21 protein-coding genes and 4 tRNA genes are annotated in these 19,810 nt (G+C 64.4%); 13 read left to right on the plus strand and 12 right to left on the minus strand.

The genetic code is table 11. The features are described from left to right. The first annotated feature begins 53 nt into the window (after positions 1 to 53). On the plus strand, positions 54 to 638 hold the full coding sequence (locus tag J2X62_RS03625) for a helix-turn-helix domain-containing protein (RefSeq protein ID WP_032373745.1): 585 nt from the start codon (positions 54 to 56) through the stop codon (positions 636 to 638). 88 nt (positions 639 to 726) lie between these two features. After that, on the plus strand, positions 727 to 1,026 hold the full coding sequence (locus J2X62_RS03630) for an ANTAR domain-containing protein (RefSeq protein WP_143536230.1): 300 nt from the start codon (positions 727 to 729) through the stop codon (positions 1,024 to 1,026). A 12-nt stretch (positions 1,027 to 1,038) separates the two neighbouring features. Here J2X62_RS03630 and J2X62_RS03635 read toward each other — a convergent pair whose 3' ends face one another. The 6 genes from J2X62_RS03635 to J2X62_RS03660 all read right to left on the minus strand — a co-directional run bounded on the left by J2X62_RS03635 (position 1,039) and on the right by J2X62_RS03660 (position 3,279). Next, complete coding sequence (locus tag J2X62_RS03635; RefSeq protein ID WP_032365867.1) at positions 1,039 to 1,335, minus strand: hypothetical protein; 297 nt, start codon at positions 1,333 to 1,335, stop codon at positions 1,039 to 1,041. Between the two features lie 101 nt (positions 1,336 to 1,436). Beyond that, positions 1,437 to 2,009: a DUF6584 family protein gene (locus J2X62_RS03640; protein ID WP_032365866.1), complete on the minus strand. Its 573-nt coding sequence runs from the start codon at positions 2,007 to 2,009 to the stop codon at positions 1,437 to 1,439. Positions 2,010 to 2,128: 119 nt separating this feature from the next. Next, a tRNA-Phe gene (locus J2X62_RS03645) sits at positions 2,129 to 2,205 on the minus strand. Between the two features lie 56 nt (positions 2,206 to 2,261). Next, a tRNA-Asp gene (locus J2X62_RS03650) sits at positions 2,262 to 2,335 on the minus strand. A gap of 123 nt (positions 2,336 to 2,458) precedes the next feature. Beyond that, a tRNA-Glu gene (locus J2X62_RS03655) sits at positions 2,459 to 2,531 on the minus strand. A 79-nt stretch (positions 2,532 to 2,610) separates the two neighbouring features. Further along, positions 2,611 to 3,279 carry a TetR/AcrR family transcriptional regulator gene (locus J2X62_RS03660; RefSeq protein WP_027495877.1) on the minus strand — a complete coding sequence of 223 codons (669 nt, stop codon included), beginning with the start codon at positions 3,277 to 3,279 and terminating at the stop codon, positions 2,611 to 2,613. A gap of 621 nt (positions 3,280 to 3,900) precedes the next feature. On the opposite strand from J2X62_RS03660, the gene J2X62_RS03665 reads away from it, so the two are divergent. The 6 genes from J2X62_RS03665 to phoU all read left to right on the plus strand — a co-directional run bounded on the left by J2X62_RS03665 (position 3,901) and on the right by phoU (position 10,531). Beyond that, positions 3,901 to 5,124, plus strand: a complete 1,224-nt coding sequence (locus J2X62_RS03665) for a lipase family protein (RefSeq protein WP_235580001.1) — start codon at positions 3,901 to 3,903, stop codon at positions 5,122 to 5,124. Between the two features lie 68 nt (positions 5,125 to 5,192). Continuing rightward, positions 5,193 to 5,268, plus strand: a tRNA-Lys gene (locus tag J2X62_RS03670). 235 nt (positions 5,269 to 5,503) lie between these two features. Continuing rightward, complete coding sequence (locus J2X62_RS03675) at positions 5,504 to 6,460, plus strand: acyl-ACP desaturase (protein ID WP_032381649.1); 957 nt, start codon at positions 5,504 to 5,506, stop codon at positions 6,458 to 6,460. A gap of 94 nt (positions 6,461 to 6,554) precedes the next feature. Next, positions 6,555 to 7,694: a tRNA dihydrouridine synthase DusB gene (gene dusB, locus J2X62_RS03680; RefSeq protein ID WP_032367515.1), complete on the plus strand. Its 1,140-nt coding sequence runs from the start codon at positions 6,555 to 6,557 to the stop codon at positions 7,692 to 7,694. A gap of 119 nt (positions 7,695 to 7,813) precedes the next feature. Further along, entirely contained in the window at positions 7,814 to 9,790 is a 1,977-nt protein-coding gene (locus tag J2X62_RS03685; RefSeq protein ID WP_032367502.1) for an LCP family protein, read from the plus strand. 66 nt (positions 9,791 to 9,856) lie between these two features. Next, on the plus strand, positions 9,857 to 10,531 hold the full coding sequence (phoU, locus tag J2X62_RS03690; protein WP_027495872.1) for a phosphate signaling complex protein PhoU: 675 nt from the start codon (positions 9,857 to 9,859) through the stop codon (positions 10,529 to 10,531). A 128-nt stretch (positions 10,532 to 10,659) separates the two neighbouring features. Here the strand turns inward: phoU and pstB are convergent, their stop codons facing one another. The 6 genes from pstB to J2X62_RS03720 all read right to left on the minus strand — a co-directional run bounded on the left by pstB (position 10,660) and on the right by J2X62_RS03720 (position 16,507). Beyond that, positions 10,660 to 11,436, minus strand: a complete 777-nt coding sequence (pstB, locus tag J2X62_RS03695; protein WP_027495871.1) for a phosphate ABC transporter ATP-binding protein PstB — start codon at positions 11,434 to 11,436, stop codon at positions 10,660 to 10,662. Positions 11,437 to 11,472: 36 nt separating this feature from the next. Then, positions 11,473 to 12,381, minus strand: a complete 909-nt coding sequence (pstA, locus tag J2X62_RS03700; protein WP_027495870.1) for a phosphate ABC transporter permease PstA — start codon at positions 12,379 to 12,381, stop codon at positions 11,473 to 11,475. Between the two features lie 3 nt (positions 12,382 to 12,384). Next, the gene (gene pstC / locus J2X62_RS03705; RefSeq protein ID WP_027495869.1) at positions 12,385 to 13,422 is read right to left on the minus strand and encodes a phosphate ABC transporter permease subunit PstC; all 1,038 of its coding nucleotides are present in this window, start codon (positions 13,420 to 13,422) and stop codon (positions 12,385 to 12,387) included. 87 nt (positions 13,423 to 13,509) lie between these two features. Beyond that, on the minus strand, positions 13,510 to 14,610 hold the full coding sequence (gene pstS, locus J2X62_RS03710; RefSeq protein WP_032367500.1) for a phosphate ABC transporter substrate-binding protein PstS: 1,101 nt from the start codon (positions 14,608 to 14,610) through the stop codon (positions 13,510 to 13,512). 199 nt (positions 14,611 to 14,809) lie between these two features. After that, on the minus strand, positions 14,810 to 15,748 hold the full coding sequence (mshD, locus tag J2X62_RS03715) for a mycothiol synthase (protein WP_201009819.1): 939 nt from the start codon (positions 15,746 to 15,748) through the stop codon (positions 14,810 to 14,812). Beyond that, positions 15,749 to 16,507 (minus strand): response regulator transcription factor, encoded by a 759-nt coding sequence (locus J2X62_RS03720; protein ID WP_027495866.1) that lies wholly within the window; start codon positions 16,505 to 16,507, stop codon positions 15,749 to 15,751. Between the two features lie 130 nt (positions 16,508 to 16,637). On the opposite strand from J2X62_RS03720, the gene J2X62_RS03725 reads away from it, so the two are divergent. From J2X62_RS03725 to J2X62_RS03745, 5 genes are all read left to right on the plus strand, one after another. Beyond that, complete coding sequence (locus J2X62_RS03725) at positions 16,638 to 17,417, plus strand: LmeA family phospholipid-binding protein (RefSeq protein ID WP_027495865.1); 780 nt, start codon at positions 16,638 to 16,640, stop codon at positions 17,415 to 17,417. After that, a complete protein-coding gene (locus J2X62_RS03730) occupies positions 17,414 to 17,827 on the plus strand; it encodes a thioredoxin family protein (RefSeq protein ID WP_032388884.1) in 414 nt (137 codons plus the stop codon). The genes J2X62_RS03725 and J2X62_RS03730 overlap by 4 nt, the downstream gene beginning before the upstream one ends. Before the next feature lie 254 nt (positions 17,828 to 18,081). After that, positions 18,082 to 18,558 (plus strand): DUF4395 domain-containing protein, encoded by a 477-nt coding sequence (locus tag J2X62_RS03735; protein WP_057473683.1) that lies wholly within the window; start codon positions 18,082 to 18,084, stop codon positions 18,556 to 18,558. A gap of 42 nt (positions 18,559 to 18,600) precedes the next feature. Beyond that, entirely contained in the window at positions 18,601 to 19,437 is an 837-nt protein-coding gene (locus J2X62_RS03740; RefSeq protein WP_094718465.1) for a sulfurtransferase, read from the plus strand. 1 nt (position 19,438) lies between these two features. Further along, positions 19,439 to 19,744 carry a DUF1416 domain-containing protein gene (locus J2X62_RS03745; protein WP_008719402.1) on the plus strand — a complete coding sequence of 102 codons (306 nt, stop codon included), beginning with the start codon at positions 19,439 to 19,441 and terminating at the stop codon, positions 19,742 to 19,744. Positions 19,745 to 19,810 lie beyond the last annotated feature (66 nt).

The following is a 19,810-nucleotide window of genomic DNA, read 5'->3' on the forward strand; positions in this document are numbered from 1 at the left end:
GCGCCGCATGGGGACGACTTGACAAATTCGTTTGCCGAAACTGCAATGGATCGATGACGGACGCAGAAACCACCCTCGACGAGCTCATTGCCGGCCTCGGCCCCCGCCTCAAGCGCATCCGGATGGAGAAGAACACCACCCTCGCCGCGCTCTCCGACACCACCGGAATTTCGATCAGCACGCTCTCACGGCTCGAATCCGGTGACCGCAAACCCAGTCTCGAACTGCTGTGGCCGATCGCCCGCGCGCATCAGATGGCGCTCGACGATCTGGTGACGGCTCCCCCCGTCGCCGATCCCCGGGTACGCACCACAGCCACCGTGCGCGAGAACCTGACCATTCTTCCGCTGACGCTCCGCCCGGGTGGTCTGCAGGCATACAAGCTGGTGGTTCGTCCCGACGACAAGGAGCCGCGCCCGCGGGTGCACGAGGGGTACGAGTGGTTCTACGTTCTCGACGGCACCCTGAGACTTATTCTCGGCGAACACGATCTGACGATGAAGGCCGGTGAGGCCGCCGAATTCGACACCCGGGTACCGCACTGGTTCGGCGCTGTCGGTAACCGACCGGTCGAGCTGCTGAGCCTGTTCGGACCTCAGGGCGAGCGCATGCACGTCCGCGCGAAACCGACTGTATGAAAAGTCATGTCGGTGTGAGACAGTGAAGCCCGCTCGACGCAGAATCCACTCGGTCATCCGCACCGACAACACCATCTCGAGGAAAAAGATGACCGACAGACTGCCCGATTCACCCGCCTCTCGTACCGACGTCGACATCGCGACCGGAGTGCTCATCGGGATCCACGGCGGCTCGGTGGCCGACGCCATCGACGAGTTGTTCACCACGGCGAAGAATCACCGGGTAAGTCTGTTCGAGCTCTCCCGCACGCTGATCACTGTCGCCGAGGGGCGCGACGTGGAGCAGTCCACGACAACGGACGCGGTGTACTCGATGTGGGGTTCGGCGCTGGGCCGGCGTGGAGCCGTGACCACGTTCGGCTTGGTCACCGGTTCCGCCGCAGTCTGATTCGGGCGGTCGCTATCCGCGGACTGCCGGGTCGGTCCGCAGTTCCGGGAATCGAGCCGTCATCGCGTCGATGTGCCGATACATCTCGTAGAGCTCGGTGCGGAGAGTGGATGCCTCGGACTCGAATTGCCTCGCGCGAGATTCGGCACGGTCGGCGCGAGCCCGAAATGCTTTGGATTGCGCAATTTCGATGGCCGCCGAACACGTCCGAATGTGTTCGGCCAGTCCTCGCGCGAACACTCTCGCCTGGGCAAGATTGACGTCGTAATTGTCGTCGCGCGGTGACGGTGCGCCGTTCGCTGTGCCCATGAAATGAAGTCGCCCTCGGTCGTCGGCCTCGATATCCTCCGACGAACTCTACGCTCGGATTCGAGCGACCCGTTCGAGAACCGCCCCTCCGAGAATCGCCATCACCCGAAGACGAGTGCCAACACCACCGACGCAGAGGTGGCAACGATGGCAAGGACGATGGTCGCTGCGATCGCACGTTGCCTCACGGTGCGGTAACCAGACGTCTCCAACCCGTCGTCGGCATCGTCCTCGTCGGCGGTACGCGCGGCATAGAAGTCGTCGGAGTCGACTCCGTCCTCGTCGAAATACACGACATCGCGCGGTGGGATCCAGCTCTGCCCATTGGCTGCGATTGCGGCTCCCAGTCGCTCCAGGCGCATCTGAGCCCGCACCGGATACCAATCCGAGGGCGCGTGGATGGGGAGCGATCGGGCGAGCATCAGCGGCGACCGGTACTGCTTCTGCAGTGCCGCGAACGCAGCGGACGCCGTCGGATCGTCGTCGGCCTTGTCGGTCAGAAACCACACGGCACCGGCCGCCGCACGATCACCGAGAAGGAGATACGTGTACGCGAGCAGTTCCAGAACCGCCGGCGACGACGGGTTGCGCGGCAAGGCGTCGAGGAGCCCGTTTCGTGCGGCGTTGGTGTCTCCACGTGCGAGATCGGCTTGCGCGCGAGCGATCACATCCACCTGTCGAGCCTAACGTTGCAATCGAGCGCCGTCACGGGACAGTGAATACTCCGCAGACGACTAAGCCCCTCTCGACCGAAGTCGAGAGGGGCTTTGTCAGTGCTTGTCGATCACAACCGTGGTGGCCAGGGCCGGGATCGAACCGGCGACCTTCCGCTTTTCAGGCGGACGCTCGTACCAACTGAGCTACCTGGCCGGGCGGCACCGGTGAAACAATGCCATCGCAATGCCGGTGCTTTCACACCGATTCTGCGACCCTGACGGGACTCGAACCCGCGACCTCCGCCGTGACAGGGCGGCGCGCTAACCAACTGCGCCACAGGGCCTTGCTGTTGTTGCCGCGCTATTTCTAGCGCACCAACTCTCCGAACTGCAAATCTGCTTCTCGCCGGAGCGAGATGAAGAATGCTGTACTGCACATCGGATTGTCAATCCGATGCTTTCCTGCGTACCCCCTACGGGATTCGAACCCGCGCTACCGCCTTGAAAGGGCGGCGTCCTAGGCCGCTAGACGAAGGGGGCCCGCCGAATTGCTTCGACGCTACCCTCAACGGCGTTCCGTTGGGAGCTGGGATAGCTTAGGACACTTTCGCTGTAAATCTCAAACCGGCAGGTCAGAGGCAGTTTTTGCCTCGTTTTCGCCGAACTGCTCCCACCCGTGGAGTTCGAACTCGGCCAACCAACTATCCGACGCCATGGCAAGGAGCACGATCTCGACGGACTCCTCGAACCGCTCGCGTAGATCTGCGTTGTCGGCCACCAGATCCGACATGTAACGCTGACCCGCCATCGACGCGGCGAGTACCCGCACGAACTTGGCCGCGTCGAACTGCGGCTTGAGGTCTCCCATCGCCAGCGCTCTCTCGGCCTGCGCGTACCCCTGAGCGCCCCACACCCGGCCACCACCGGAGTGCACCTCCGCGTAGAACTCGGGCTCGACGATCAGCCGGAATTCTGCACGCACGATCACATCGTTCTGAAAGTTCTGCGCGATGTCGTCGACGATTCCCTTGATGACGTAAAAGGGATGCGCGGTCGAATCCGCCCATTTCTCGGAGATTGCGACATAACGGTCGAGTCCGGCCGCGAGCACCGCTCGGGCCAGGTCTTCCTTGGACTGGAAATGGAAGTACATCGCCCCCTTGGTGGCGTTCGATCCTTCCAAGATGGTGTTGACGGACGCAGCCGCATATCCGCGCTTGGCGAATTCCGCCGCCGCTGCCTCGACGATTGCCGCCCGGGTCCGCCGTGCGCGCTCCTGTTGTGCCATTTACTCCGTGCCTCCGAGCCCAAGCGCCCTGCATATCCACAGGTAGTACAAGTAGAGAGTACTTCACCCGAACGACACGCGACTCGACTCACCTGCGGTCCGCTACGACGCGTGCAGCCGACAGAAAATTCGGTTGGGTAACTGAAACAAGCCGAATGGTATTGTTCACCCGGCTCGAGTGCGCTGCAGGGGGTGCGCACTCGAGCCGCTCACGTACGTCCGCTCGGGCCAGGTCGGCACCGCCGTTCGAGCCACAACGCCGATACCGAGCATGCGTACGAACTCCGCCGAATGGCCGCCGGTCTCCCAGAGCCGGAAAGCAGTTGAATATCGAATTACATTCTGCACGAGCATCTCTCGAGGCACCTTCGTTTGCACCGCTCCTTAGCGCATGAAAACTGTTGCTGATCAATCGAATACGGCAAATCGCTCCGTGAGGTCACCAAAAGCACTGTCTCATAATCGATATCAGCGGCGAAACGGTAACGGTTTCGACACATTCTCGGAATAGCCGAAGGCGTACACCACCTCGGGCATAGCGTGATGCGCATCACACATGTTGCTTCGGCCGATCGGGGACGGGTGCACGCCATGAATCTATCGATCCGCGTATGTCGTTCGATGACAGTACTACTCGTGTCGTCGGCCTTGACGTTGTCGACGGCGCACACCGTCGCCGCCGACCCACTGACGAACTTCCTCGATCCCGTCGCCGATCCCGCCCTCTACCTGCCGACCCCACTCGGCGAGCCGTTCTTCGACCCGCCGGCAGGATTCGAGGAGCTCCCGCCCGGATCGGTTCTCGGCACCCGACGCGTGAGCGTGGGGCCGCTGTTCACCCCGGTCACATCGACCCAGATCCTCTACCGCACAAGCGATTCCAAAGACCGACCCGTCGCAGCGGCAACGACCGTCATCGTGCCCGACGCGCCCTGGGCCGGTCCCGGCACGCGTCCCGTCGTCGCGTACAACATGGCCATCAACTCACTGGGTAACACCTGTGCACCGTCGTGGACCCTGCCCCGAGGTATTGCCCGCGAGATTCCAGCGGTGCAGGCGTTCCTCGCCAAGAACTATGCAGTGGTCGTCACCGATCACGAGGGTCCGCGGCAGGCGTACGCCGCCGGGCGCATGGCCGGCCATGCGGTGCTCGACGCGTTGCGCGCGATGGTGCGCCTCCCCGAACTCGGGTTGCCCGCGTCCTCCCCGATTGCGGTCACAGGCTATTCGGGCGGGGCGATCGCCACCGGATGGGCCGCTCAACTCGCCCCGTCGTACGCGCCGGAGGTCAATCTGGTGGGCGCGGCCTTCGGCGGTCCACCGACCGACTACCGGATTCTGCTGACGTCGATGAACGGCAACGTCGCGTCGACGCTGTTCCTGTCCGCAGCGCTCGGAGTTGCCCGCGAGTATCCCGAGATGTTCTCCCTGATGAACGCCAACGGACTGCGTCTGGCGACCGTGGCCAAAGATCTCTGCATCACACTGCTCGCTCCCGGCGGACTGGTGGCACCGATACCGGCCCAGGCCCTCTCGGACGTGCCGAACGTCGACCGGACCGAGATCGCCGAACGCATCATCGCCGCGACCCGCATGGGCGGTGATCTCGCCCCCACCGTGCCCACGATGATCTACCAGGGCCGTCAGGAATTCTGGATTCCCCGGGAAGGTGCGGAAACGCTGTACGACGAGTGGTGCGCACACGGTGCCGACGTACGCCTCGAGGAGTACTTCGGTGAACACCTCGTCGTCGCGATCAGTGGCATTCCCGGTGCGTACTCCTGGATCGACGACCGCCTGGCCGGTATCCCCGCGCCGCAAGGCTGCAGCAGTTTCGGGCGCTGACCCCCGAAACGCGGTGCCGGGGGTGCATGACCGACACGGCTGCACTGCCCATTACACTTTCGATCCGCGCCCCTATAGCTCAGTTGGTAGAGCTACGGACTTTTAATCCGCAGGTCGTAGGTTCGAGTCCTACTGGGGGCACCACACACCCTTCCGCCGAACTGCATTCGGCGGCACCCGGTCCGTACACTCGGGGTAACGATCGGCCCGTCCGCAGCGACGTGCAGGGAGAACTGCAGCAGTCGCGAAGATCCCCACATCGGCCGATGTCGGTCGTCACGACTGCTCGAACAGCAAGTGAACAGCCGCGACACGGTTCACACCGAACCTACGGTGCCGTAAGCTGGACCGGTCGTACGCAATCTATGGAGGCGATCTAATGGCGAGGGATCTGACACAGCTCGAGCTTCTGCAAGAGCTGGTGCCCACTGCCGAGGACAATGTGAACCGTCACATTTCGATGGCGCGCGAATGGCATCCCCACGACTACGTGCCGTGGGACGAAGGCCGCAACTTCGCCGCGCTCGGCGGCAAGGACTACGACCCGGAGCAGTCCAAGCTCTCCGACGTCGCGCAGGCCGCGATGATCACCAACCTGCTCACCGAAGACAACCTGCCGTCCTACCACCGTGAGATCGCCGAGAACTTCTCCCAGGACGGTGCCTGGGGAACCTGGGTCGGCCGGTGGACCGCCGAAGAGAACCGCCACGGCATCGTCATGCGCGACTACCTCGTCGTCACCCGAGGCGTCGATCCCGTCGCCCTCGAAGAAGCCCGCATGATCCACATGACCAACGGCTTCGCCTCGCCCGCAGGTTCGCAGACCGGATTGCTCCACTCGGTCGCGTACGTGACGTTCCAGGAACTCGCGACCCGCGTCTCGCACCGCAACACCGGCAAGGTCTGCGACGACCCGATCGCCGACCGCATGCTCCAGCGCATCGCCGCCGACGAGAACCTGCACATGATCTTCTACCGCAACATCACCGGCGCAGCGATGGACATCGCACCCGACCAGACCCTCGACGCGGTCTCCGACATCGTGACGAACTTCGTCATGCCCGGTGCAGGCATGCCGAACTTCCGCCGCAACGGTGTGTTGATGGCCAAGCACGGCATCTACGACCTGCGCCAACACCTCGAAGACGTCGTCTGGCCCGTCCTGCGCAAGTGGAGCGTGTTCGAGCGCAACGACTTCACCGCCCGCGGTGAGAACAAGCGCGAGGAACTCGCCGCGTTCCTCGAAGACCTCGAACGTCAGGCCACCAAGTTCGAGGAGATGCGAGACCGCTCGCTGGCCCGCGAACGCGCCAAGGCCGAAGCACGCGCGTCCTGAGTTTCGATCGACTGGTGTGCCCGGTACCGACTTCGGTGCCGGGCACCGCCTTTTCTCCCGAAAGTTCTCCCTTCGTTCCAAAGGCTTGTTTTCCATGACATTGCAGATCGGCTCCCTGGAGTTGCGCAGCCCCGTCGTCCTCGCACCGATGGCAGGCGTCACCAATGTGGCGTTCCGCACGTTGTGCCGCGAACAGGAACTCGAGCGCGCGGGCAGCACGTCCGGTCTGTACGTCTGCGAGATGGTCACCGCACGTGCTCTCGTCGAACGGCAACCCGCCACGATGCACATGACGACGTTCGGGCCCACCGAAACTCCCCGGTCCTTGCAGCTCTACACGGTCGATCCCGACACCACGTACGCCGCGGCGAAAATGATCGTCGACGACAATTTGGCCGATCACATCGACATGAACTTCGGCTGCCCGGTCCCGAAAGTCACCCGCAAGGGCGGCGGAGCCGCATTGCCGTACAAGCGAAACCTGTTCGGCCGCATCGTCGCTGCGGCGGTCAAGGCCACCGAGGGCACCGACATCCCCGTCACGGTCAAGTTCCGTGTCGGAATCGACGAAAACCATCACACCCATCTCGATGCCGGCCGGATCGCCGCCGACGAGGGTGCAGCGGCCGTGGCGTTGCACGCCCGCACCGCCTCCCAGCGTTACTCCGGCACCGCCGACTGGAACGAGATCGCTCGACTCAAGGAGCACGTCACCGGGATTCCCGTCCTGGGTAACGGCGATATTTTCTCGGCGTCCGACGCCGTCCGCATGATGGCGGAAACCGGATGCGACGGCGTCGTCGTCGGACGTGGCTGCCTCGGTCGTCCGTGGCTGTTCGCCGAGCTCAGTGCCCGCCTGAACGGGCGGCCAGAGCCGACGCCGCCGACCCTGGGTGAGGTGGCCACGATCATCGCGCGCCATGCCGAGTTGCTCGCGCAGCACCACGGTGAGGGCAAAGGCCTGCGAGAGTTGCGTAAGCACGTGTCCTGGTACCTGCGCGGCTTTCCCGCCGGCTCGGATCTTCGGGTGTCGATGGCATTGGTGTCGACCCTCGCCGAACTGGACGACCTTCTGGCGCAACTGGATCCGACCGTTCCGTTTCCCAAGGACGCCGAGGGTCCCCGCGGCCGGCAGGGCTCGCCCGGTGCAGTGTCGCTGCCCGACGGATGGCTCGACGATCCGGAGGACCTGTGTGTCCCCACCGGTGCAGATCTGATGCATTCCGGCGGCTGATCGACCCCCTCACCAGGGCCCGTCTCGCACGAAGTGGACCGCGCCGCTCGAGTCAGTACTATGGCTTGGATTGCCGAGTAGACGGCACATGCGTGTGATGGAAGGCCAGGTTCGAATTCGTGGGAGACGATCGAGAGTCGGGCCCGTCTGTGCCCGAGGGTCGCGCCCCATGGGAGCGCCCGCTGTCCTCAATCGGACGAACCGGCGCAGGCGGACGTTCCGGACAACGTCCCCCTCGGTCCGACGACCCCGCCACACCCGACCCCGCTGGTTCGGAACCCGACTCGACAGACTCCGATTCTCCACCGAAGCCGGGTGACAGCGGCCGACTCGGTAAACGCTCCCCCCGCAACGCGGACACGGTGTCGGTCGCCGAACTGGTCGACAAGATGTCTCGTTCGGGAGCCACCCGACGTGATCCCCCCGAACGGCCGGACGTCGAAGAGCCCACCGAGGTCATCTCACCGATCACCGACTCCACTCCCCCGCCGGCTCGGGCGAACCGTCCGATGCCCACCCCGCCACCGCACGCTGCACCCGAACCCGTCGGAGCACCCGCCACCGACCGGCCGGCGCTGACGCGTCTGGCGATGAGCCGGGTACGGCGACGACGACGAATACGCATCATCGGCCGAAGCCTGGTCTCGATCGTCGCGATCCTCGCCGTGGCTCTCACGGGAGTGGTGTGGGGCTACCTTCGCAACACCGATCAAGGATTCCTCCAAGTCGCCGCGCTCGACCCCGATTCGACCGACGTCGTCGACGCCGCAGGCCAGTACGGAGACGAGACCTATCTGATCGTCGGCACCGATACGCGCGCCGGTGCCAGCGGGCAGGTGGGCGCAGGAACCGTCGCCGATGCCGAGGGGTCGCGCTCGGACACCGTCATGCTGGTCAACATTCCGGCCGACCGCAGCCGCGTCGTCGCCGTGTCGTTCCCACGCGACCTGGACGTGACCCGACCCGAGTGCGAGCAGTTCGACAACGTCACCAATACCTACACCGGTGAAATGTTTCCGGAGGCGTACGGCGACAAGCTGAACGCCACCTACGCCCTCGGCGGCCCGAAATGCCTGGTCAAGACCATTCAGAAGATCTCAGGACTGCGGATCGGACACTTCGTCGGCATGGACTTCGCCGGGTTCGAGTCCATGGTCGACGAGGTCGGCGGTGTCGAGGTGTGTACCGCGCAGCCTCTCGTCGACTACGAACTCGGAGACGTACTCCCCAACGCCGGTACCCAACGCATCGACGGCCGCACCGCACTGAACTACGTCCGGGCACGCAACATCGAATCGGAGGGCAACGGCGACTACGGCCGCATCAAGCGCCAGCAGCGCTTCCTGTCGTCACTGTTGCGATCGGCGTTGTCGAACAAGGTTCTTCTCGACCCGGGCAAGCTGAACGGATTCGTCAACGCGTTCACCTCCGACACCTTCGTCGAGAACGTCAAGACCCAGGACCTGGTGACGCTCGGCCGTTCGTTGCAGAACGTCGACGCCGGCGCGGTCACCTTCCTGACCATTCCCACCACCGGAACCAACGACTACGGCAACGAGATCCCCAACGAGGACGCGATCGGTGCCATCTTCCAGGCGATCATCGACGACCTGCCCCTGCCCGGCGAAGAACGGGCGGAACCGGTGACACCGGAGCCGACCCCGCCGCCCGCCGCCCCCGACGCCCCGCTGCTGGCCGTCGATCCTGGCACCGTGTCGCTACAGGTGTCCAACGCATCGGACATCGCGGGAATGGCGCAGACCGCATCCGATCAGCTGGCGACGTACGGGTTCCAGATCCTCACGGTCGGCAACTTCTCCGGCTCCGCCGCTCAGACCGTCGTTCGGTACTCCCAGGATCAGGAAGCCGCTGCGGCGACGGTGGCGTCGGCGATACCCGGCGCTGCGATCGAACTGGCTCCGAGCCTGAACAACGTCGTGGAGGTGGTCCTCGGTTCCAACTACCCGGGCTACACCCAGTACCCGGCCGACGTCGGTGCGCAGATCGACCCCACCCAGGTGGAGGGAACGACCGAAAGTGCACAGTTGCCCGAGGATCTGTCGTTCACCAACGCGGCCGACGACACGTGCGCCTGACTCCATTCATTCCCCGTTAACCCTCGGGACAGAGAACTGGTCGGTGTGACCTACTAAACTGCGCTCATGCGCGTCGCCTACAACGAACAGATGAACGAGCTCGCCGATCTCCTCGGAGAAATGGCGAGCCTGGCTGGTGCGGCCATGGAAAAGGCCACGCAGTCTCTCCTCCAAGCAGACCTGGTTCTCGCCGAGCAGGTCATTTCCGAGCACGACAAGATCACCGAGCTCAGCGCGATCTGCGAGGAGAAGGCATTCACACTTCTTGCGCTGCAGGCTCCGGTCGCGGGCGATCTCCGTTCGGTGGTGGCCGGCATCCAGATCGTCGCCGATATCGACCGGATGGGCGCACTCGCACTCCACGTCGCCAAGATCACCCGTCGCAGGCACCCGAACCACGCCCTCCCCGAGGTCGTCAACGGATACTTCGCCGAGATGGGACGCCTCGCCGTGCAGATCGGTGCCTCGGCCCGCGAGGTGCTCGAGACCCGCGATCCCGAGCGTGCTGCGAAGCTGCAGGAAGAGGACGAGGCGATGGACGACCTGCACCGTCACCTCTTCACGGTGCTGATGGACCGTGAGTGGAGCCACGGCGTCGCCGCCGCAGTGGACGTGACCCTGCTGGGCCGCTTCTACGAACGCTTCGCCGATCACGCCGTCGAGGTCGGCCGCCGAGTCATCTTCCTCGTCACCGGCCAGCTTCCCGCCGACCTCCACCAGCAGAACATTCCCAGCTCGTAGCACCCACTTCGCTCGAGGTCGAGTAGCGCTGCGCGACAACGCTACTCGATCTCGAACCCAGGGCAGGCGCACAAAGAAGAACCCCCGTCGAGCTTTCGCTCGGCGGGGGTTCTCTGTGCGGTGTGCGGTTATCCGAAGCGACCGGAGATGTAGTCCTCGGTGGCCTTCTGCGTCGGATTGGAGAAGATCTTCTCGGTGTCGTCGATCTCGATCAGCTTGCCGGGCTTGCCCGTTGCCTCGAGGTTGAAGAAGCCGGTCTGATCGCTCACGCGCGCGGCCTGCTGCATGTTGTGCGTGACGATGACGATCGTGAAGTCCTGCTTGAGTTCCTGAATCAGGTCCTCGATCGCCAGTGTCGAGATGGGGTCCAGGGCCGAGCACGGCTCGTCCATCAGCAACACGTCGGGAGAGACGGCGATGGCGCGGGCGATGCACAGACGCTGCTGCTGACCACCGGAGAGTCCGCCGCCTGGCTTGTCGAGGCGATCCTTGACCTCGGTCCACAGGTTGGCACCCTTGAGCGAGCGCTCGGCGATCTCGTCGAGTTCCTTCTTGCCGCGGCCACCCTGCAGCTTCAGCCCGGCGACGACGTTGTCCTTGATGGACATGGTCGGGAACGGGTTGGGTCGCTGGAAGACCATGCCGATGGTGCGTCGCACACCGACGGGGTCGACGCCACTGCCGTAGATGTCCTCGCCGTCGAGCAGCACCGAACCTTCGACGCGAGCGCCGGGCGTGACCTCGTGCATACGGTTGAGCGAACGCAGGACGGTCGACTTACCGCAGCCGGACGGTCCGATGAACGCGGTGACGCTGCGCGGCGGGACTGCCAGAGTGACGTCGGAGACGGCATGGAACTTGCCGTAGTAGATGTTGACGTCCTTGAGATCGAGACGCTTTGCCATGTTCTGATTCCTTAGGATTCTCTGGAGTCGGGTGGGTCAGAAGTTCTTGGGCGAGAAGAACTTCGAGACCAACTTCGCGCCGATGTTGAGTATTGCGACGATCAGGATCAGCGTCAGGGCTGCTCCCCACATGCGCTCCGCGGTGAGCACGCCGGTTCCTGCTTTCTGCAGGTCGACCATCATGAGCGGCAGTGACGTCTGCGGCCCCTCGAAAATATTGAAGTTGATAGCGGTGGCCGAGCCGACCAGGATCAGCACCGGAGCCGTCTCACCCATGACTCGGGCCAGCGCCAGCATGATGCCGGTGACGATGCCGGAAAGCGCGGTGGGGATGACGATCTTGGCGATGGTCTTCCACTTCGGCACGCCCAGTGCGTAGGACGCCTCGCGCAGATCCTGCGGAACGATGCGCAGCATCTCCTCGGCCGACCGCACGATGACCGGAATCATCAGCAGCACGAGGGCGAAGGCAACGGCGACACCGGAGCGCTGGAACCCGAAGGTGGCGATCCACAGCGCGTAGATGAACAGGGCCGCGACGATCGACGGAACACCGGTGAGGATGTCGACCATGAACGTCGTGACCTTGGCCAGTTTGGTCCCTGCGCCGTACTCGACGAGGTAGATGGCGACGAAGATGCCGATCGGGATGGAGATGACGGCGCAGAACAGTCCTTGCAGGAGGGTTCCCACGATCGCGTGGTACGCACCACCGCCGGCGATGAACTGGGTGATTCCGGCCTGCGAGTTCTGCCACCAGGCCGGTGCGACCACAGCGGACAGTCCACGTGAGATCACCGTGTAGAGCACCCAGATCAGTGGTACGAGGGCGACGAGCACCGACAGGCTGACGAGAATCGTCGCCGCGAGGTTCGACGCCTTGCGCCGGGCGCTGACGCCCTGGAACGTGGGCTCCTTGACGGGCTTGTCCATGGTTGCGGTCATGGGTCAGTCCTTCTTTCCGGCGATGGCGGCGCGGGCACCGGCGTTGACGACGAAGGTCAGGACGAACAGCACCAGACCGGCGGCGATGTAGGCACCGGCCTGCAGCGGGTTGTTGAACTCGCCTGCTGCCAGCGCGATCTTGGTCGCGAATGTGGAACCGCCGTCGAACAACGTTCCGCCGAAGGTCGCCTGGGTGCTGCGAATGATGATGTAGAGCGCGATGGTCTCACCGAGTGCGCGTCCGAGACCGAGCATCGAACCGCTGACGAAGCCGGACTTGCCGAACGGAATGACCGTGGTGCGAACAACTTCCCAGCGAGTGGCTCCGAGCGCAAGGGCCGCCTCGACCTGGCCCTTGGGCGTCTGAACGAACACCTCTCGGGTCACGGCGGCAATGATCGGCAGGATCATCACGGCGAGCACGATGCCGCCGGTGAAGATGGTGCCGCCGCCTGCGATCGATACCGAGCCAGTGCTGAACAGCGGGAACCAGCTCAGCGACGAGTTCAGCCATTCGGCGAACGGGCTGATCGCCGGGGCCAGGACGTACAGGCCCCAGAGGCCGAAGACGATCGACGGGACGGCGGCGAGGAGGTCGATGACGTAGCCGAGCGGTCCGGCAACACGCTTGGGTGCGTAGTTCGTCAGGTAGATCGCGATACCGAGCGCGACGGGCATCGCCAGGATCAGAGCGAACAACGACACGGTGACGGTGACCAGAAACAGGTCGAGTACACCGAACACCATTGCCGAGGTGTTCGAGGTGTCCCACGCGCCGTTGTAGGTCAGGAAGTTGACCGTGTTGTTGGACAGTGAGGGAATCGCTCGCCAGAGCAGGAAGATGCCGACCGCAGCGATCAGGGCGATGATGAAGATGCCCGAGCCCTTGGCCAGGCCGGAGAAGATCCTGTCACCGGGACGGGTGACCGTCCCCGATGTTTTCGAGTCTGACAATTGTGGTTCTTCCGGTTCGTGGGCGGCACCTGTGGTAGGCACGGTAGCCGCTGAGGGGATGCCGGTGATCGAGTGGGTGTCGCTCATACCGCTCACTGTCTCGTGTCGATGCAGGGTGGTCCGCCTTCGGCCCGCGTCACCGCGAGCCGAAGGCGAAACCGGGTTTATCGAGGATCAGGCGATCGCTTCGATGGCGGTGACCAGGCGTTCCTTGAATGCGTCGGGCAGCGGCACGTAACCGGCCTCTTCGAGGCCCTGCTGGCCCTCGTTGGCTGCACTGAGCAGGAAGGACTTGACTGCTGCCGTGGTGTCGGCGTCGTAGCCCTTCGAGCAGACGATCTCGTAGGTCGCGAGGACCAGCGGGTAGGTGTCCGCTGCGTCGCTGGCGTAGAGGCCGTCGATGTCGATGACGAGGTCGTTGCCCTCGCCCTTGAACTTCGCGGCGTCGATTGCCTTGCCTGCGGTCTCGCTGCTCAGCTCGACCGGTCCGTTACCGAAGTCGACGGCGGCCTTGCCCAGCGACTCCTGGTCGGCGAAGCCCTTCTCGACGTAGGTGATGGCACCGGGGGTGGCGGCGACGGCCTGGGCGACGCCCGAGGATCCGTTGGCACCTTCGCCGACGCCGCCGGCCCAATCGGAGCTGTGGTTCAGCGTCCATGCCTCGGGAGCGGATGCCGCGAGGAAGCGCTGGAAGTTGTCGCTGGTGCCCGACGAGTCGGAGCGGTAGACCGGGGTGATCGCGGTCGACGGGAGCGTTGCGCCCTCGTTGAGTGCAGCGATGGCCGGGTCGTTCCAGGTGGTGATCTTGCCGGTGAAGATCTGCGCGATGACGTCGGGGTTCAGCACCAGGTTGTCGACACCGTCGACGTTGTAGGCCACTGCGACCGGGCCGAAGACCAACGGCAGGTTCCACGCCGGGTTGTTGGCGCAGCGCACGGCGGCCTGTGCGGCCTGGTCGTCCTTGATGGACGAGTCGGAGCCGGCGAAGTCGACGAGGCCCGCGACGAACTGCGTGCGGCCGTTACCCGAACCACTGGTGGTGTACTCGACGGCCTTGCCTGCGCAGACGCCGGAGTAGATCGAGGTGAAGTTGGACATGGCGTTCTGCTGTGCGGACGAGCCTTCACCGGTCAACGGGGACTTGCCTTCGCACGAAGCCGAGGACTGCGATGCACCGTCCGTGGTGGCGACGTTCGCGTCGCTACCGCATGCGGCCAGCAACATGGCACTGACTGCCACTGCACTCATGAGAGCACCGTTGCGCTTGAGGTTCACCTGTTTCCTCCGAGGAATCTTGGGCCGTGATCGCGGCGCGAACTCGAGGTTCGCGCTGCGACTGTGAAGGTGCCGGCTCAGAAGAACCCTCGCACCAGGCAGCGTAGGTTGCCGCCCAGAGAGAAAGGTAAAGGCAGGTGGTAGACGTTTACCCCCGCGTGGGTGAACGGAAGATGAACACCGTGCTGGAAATGTCCGATTACGCGGTCCGCGCGTACGCGGCGTCGACGTGGTAATTCGCGAACCCGAGCTTGGTGTACGTGTGCACCGCCGCGGTGTTGTCGGCCTCGACGTACAGCATGATCTGGTCCAGTTCGCGACCGCGCAGATAATGCAGCCCGGCCAAGGTCAGTACCCGTCCGAGACCGCGACCCTGCGACTGCGGATCGATACCGACCACGTACACCTCACCGATGGCCGGGTCGTTGCCCCCAGGGAGTGGAGCCTGCGGAACGACCCGATCCTCGGCCGCGTGAACTTTCGTCCAATGGAATCCGAGCAGGTGGTCGCTGCCTTCCTCGAAGGCCAGGAAAAGACCCGCGGGATCGAACCACGGCTCGTCTCGCCGCGACGCGATGTCGCGGTCGGTCCAGCCGCCCTGCTCGGGATGCCAGGAGAACGCCGCGTTGTTCACCCTCAACAATTCGGCATCGTCCTGGTGCCCGCGATAGGTTCGCAGCGAAATACCTTGTGGTACAACCACATCGGGCAGTTCGGGCTCCGCCGCGGCCCGTCGCATCTGCAGCAGTTCCCGGGCCACCGTCAGCCCGAGCGCCCGCGCGACCGACTGTGCTGCGGGCAGATTTCCGTGCGCCCAGATCCGCGTGTCGGAGCCGAGATCGAGTGCGCTGCTGACCAATCGCCGACCTATGCCGCGACCGCGATACTCCGGATCGACCACTGCCTCGGCCATACCGTCGGCGGCGCCGACGTACCCGACGACGCGATCTCCGTCGGTGGCAACGAATCGAACGACGCCCTCACCCGCGTCGACGGCCTTGACGGCCTGCTCCGAGAGCGGCGCAGTACCGTCGACTTCGGTTGCACGCGAAAGGATCCGGTGAATCTCGTCGCTGACGCGCGAGGACGGTGCGTCGCCGTCGAGGGGGTGGACGTCGAACGCAGTATCCGAATTCATCTACGAGAGCGTACTCTCTTGCTCGAACTCGAAATCCGCATCGTCGGAATCGCCGGCCATGGCGTCCGGAGCCGTACCGCCCTTGGAGTTACGCGACGGACGCACGGCCTTGTAGCCCACGTTCCGCACCGTTCCGATCAGCGACTCGTACTCGGTGCCGAGCTTGGCGCGGAGGCGTCGAACATGGACGTCGACGGTGCGAGTGCCACCGAAGAAGTCGTAGCCCCATACTTCCTGCAGCAACTGGGCGCGGGTGAAGACGCGGCCCGCATGTTGAGCCAGGTACTTCAGCAACTCGAATTCCTTGTAGGTCAGATCGAGTGGGCGACCGCGCAACCGCGCGGTGTACGTGCCCTCGTCGATGACCAACTCACCGAGCGTGATCTTGCCCGACGTCTCGGGACTCGCAACCCCGCCGCTCCGGCCGACCAACAGACGTAGCCGAGCGTCCAGTTCCGCGGGACCTGTGCCGGGCAGCAGGATGTCGTCGAGCCCCCAGTCGGAATTGACTGCGACCAGGCCGCCTTCGGTCAGGACCGCGACCACGGGGATGGCCGAGCCGGTACTACCGAGCAGCCGACACAGACCGCGAGCAGCAGCCAGATCGGTACGTGCATCCACCAGCGCGATGTCGGCAGAACCTGCTTCGAGGAGAGAAGACACCTCGGTCGGTACCGGCCGGATGTGGTGAGCCAGCAACGCAAGAGACGGGAGTACGCCCTCCGGATTGGGATCGGAGGTCAGTAACAGGAGCTCCACTGCGTCTCCGTTCTTACCGCTGGCCGGTCCAGCCGACGCTGGAATCGAGTGATCGTCAAGGACACAGACTAGCTTGTCCGTACAACCGGTCGAAGCGGGCAGTACGCGATGCTTCGGTCACAATGGACCGGTGCGCACACTTCTCATCGGACTCGTCAGCCTGTTGGCCCTCGCGCTCGTCGTCGATTTCGGGGCCGCGGCCTACTCCGAATATCGCGTCTCGCGCGCCATCCGCGACGGCGGCGAACTCACCTCGGACCCCCAGGTGATCGTGCACGGTTTTCCATTCCTCACCCAGGCCGCCGACGGCCGCTATCAGAACATCGAGATCCGAGCCCAGGACGTCCCGACCGAATACGTCGGCTCGACGACCATCGAAGCCAACCTGCGCGGCGTCCACATCGCCCTGTCCGACCTGATCGACAACAACGTCCGGGACATCCCGGTGGACGAGCTCGACGGCCGCGTCCGCATCGAGGCAACCGATCTCGGACGGTTCCTCGGCATCGTCGACCTGCAGGTTTCCGCACCTCCGGCCGACAAGTCCGACGGCACGGGCGGCTCCGGCGGGTCGGGCAAGACCACCGCCGGTGGCGTCGTACTGACGGGAACGGTTCCGGTGGGACCGCTGCAGACCACCGTCAGCGTGCAGGCCGACCTTCTGCTCGAAGGTGACAGTGTCGCCATCGTGGCATCGGACTTCTACTTCGGACCGGAGGGGCAGGCCGACTTCACGATTCCCGATTTCGCCAAGCCCACCGTTCTCGGTCTGTTCACCAAGACCATCGAACGCCAGAGCCTGCCGTTCGGACTGCTGCCGACGGACGTATACGCGGAGGGTTCGCAGATCGTCGTCGAAGGGTCGGGAGAGAACGTGAACATCGACCTCAACGAGATCGAAAAGCCGTGACAGGGATCACAGTTCTGGTTGTCGTGGCGGTTCTCGCCGTTGCTGTCGGACTGATTCTGCGTCGTCGTTCCGGTGCCGTACGCACCATCGCGTCCACCGATTCCGACGACCTTCTCCCGCTGCTCGTCGATGCGGGCGTGACTTCGGGAACTCCGACGATTTTGCACTTCTCCGCGGACTGGTGTGGTCCGTGCGCTGCCGTGCGTCGTGTGGTGCATCAGGTTCTCGCCGACCGCACCGACGCACGCGAAGTCGAACTCGACATCGATGCTCATCCTGTTCTCGCCCGTGAACTCGGAGTGCTCTCGCTGCCGACGACCTTCGTCCTCGACGGAGAACTGCGTCGGCGTTCGAGAATTGCCGGAGTGCCATCGGCCGCAGCTCTGCGCGAGGCTCTCGACGCGCTGTAGGGCAAGAGCTACTCAGGTGGGCGGTACGACGCGCCCCTGGTAACGGGTAGGATGCACTTCGTGTTCTCCCGCCGCGAGCTCATGCTCACCAGTCGACGCACGGTTGATCTGTGCCGACTGGGCGGTTGTTGCTGTCGCTGCTGCTGATTTCCGTCTGCCGCCACGCCCATGCGTGACGCCGGCCCGATGATCGAAATCCACATCCGAGCACCGGCGACAAGCCGTGCCCCGGCCTCGCACAGGAGTACCTCTCGATGTCGACATCCGACACCCACACCACCACGATCGACCAGGTCGACGTCCGTGGTCCGCGCTTCGCCGCGTGGATCACCACCGTAGTTCTGGTCGTCGTCCTCCTCGCGAGCACGGTCTCGGTTCCCGCAGCGGCAATCCTGCTGGGGCTCCAGGCGATCGTGTTCGGAATCGGAGCCGTCCGCGGACCCAAGCACAGTCCGTACGGCACGATCTACGCGACATTCGTCGCGCCGCGGCGCTCACCGACCACAGAACGTGAGCCGGTGGCCCCGTTGAAGTTCGCCCAACTGGTGGGCTTCGTGTTCGCCGCCGTCGGAGTCCTCGGATTCGCTCTCGGCGCTCCCGTCGTCGGCACCGTAGCGACAGGCTTCGCGCTCTTCGCGGCGTTTCTCAACGCAGCGTTCGCAGTGTGCCTGGGCTGCATGATCTACCCCCTCGCAGCTCGATTGCGCGGCAACTCGCGCACCGCAGCGTGACAACTACCCCCTGATCCGACAAGAAAGACCGAAAGGAACACCATGGCTCGCTCCGACGTCCTGGTCTCTGCCGACTGGGCCGAGCAGAACCTGAACGCACCGAAGATCGTCTTCGTCGAGGTCGACGAAGACGCCAGCGCCTACGACGGCGGACACATCGAAGGTGCGGTCAAGCTCGACTGGCGCAAGGACCTGCAGGACCCGGTTCGCCGCGACTTCCTCGATCAGGAGCAGTTCTCCGGCTTGCTCTCGGCCAAGGGCATCAGCAACGACGACACCGTCGTGCTCTACGGCGGAAACAACAACTGGTTCGCCGCCTACGCCTACTGGTACTTCAAGCTGTACGGCCACAAGGACGTCAAGCTGATCGACGGCGGCCGCAAGAAGTGGGAACTCGACGGCCGCCCGCTGTCGAAGGACGTCGTCAGCCGGGAGAACACCCACTACCGCGCCGAGGCCCCGGATCTGTCGATCCGCGCGTTCCGCGACGAGGTCATCGACGCCATCGGCAACAAGAACCTGATCGACGTGCGCTCCCCCGACGAGTTCTCCGGCAAGATCCTCGCGCCGGCACACCTCCCGCAGGAGCAGGCTCAGCAGCGTGGCCACGTCCCGTCCGCGATCAACATCCCGTGGAGCACCACCGCCAACGAGGACGGCACGTTCAAGTCCGACGAGGCACTCGAAGAGCTGTACAAGACCAAGGGCTACGACGACAGCAAGGCCACCATCGCCTACTGCCGCATCGGTGAGCGCTCGAGCCACACCTGGTTCGTGCTCAAGGAGCTCCTCGGCAAGGAAGACGTCAAGAACTACGACGGCAGCTGGGTCGAATACGGCTCCCTCGTCGGAGCACCCATCGAATTGGAGGTTCACTGATATGTGTGGAGCACCCGTGCAGGGTCAGACCATCCCCGCAGGCGTCGACGTCGAGAAGGAAACGGTCATCACCGGCCGTGTCCTCGCCGGCGACGGTGAGCCGGTAGCGGGCGCATTCGTCCGTCTCCTCGACGGCACCGGCGAATTCACCGCCGAGGTCGTCGCGTCGGGAACCGGCGATTTCCGCTTCTTCGCTGCCCCCGGACAGTGGACGCTGCGGGCGTTGTCCGCATCGGGCAACGGCGACACCGTCATCACGCCCGAGGGCGCGGGCGTGCACTCGGCCGACGTCACCGTCGGAGTCTGAGTCACCGAACCGATCACATAGAAGAACCCCGCACCTGGCAACCAGGTGCGGGGTTCTTTTCGTTGC

This window comes from Rhodococcus sp. 3258, from assembly GCF_031456475.1.
Classification (GTDB): domain Bacteria; phylum Actinomycetota; class Actinomycetes; order Mycobacteriales; family Mycobacteriaceae; genus Rhodococcoides; species Rhodococcoides fascians.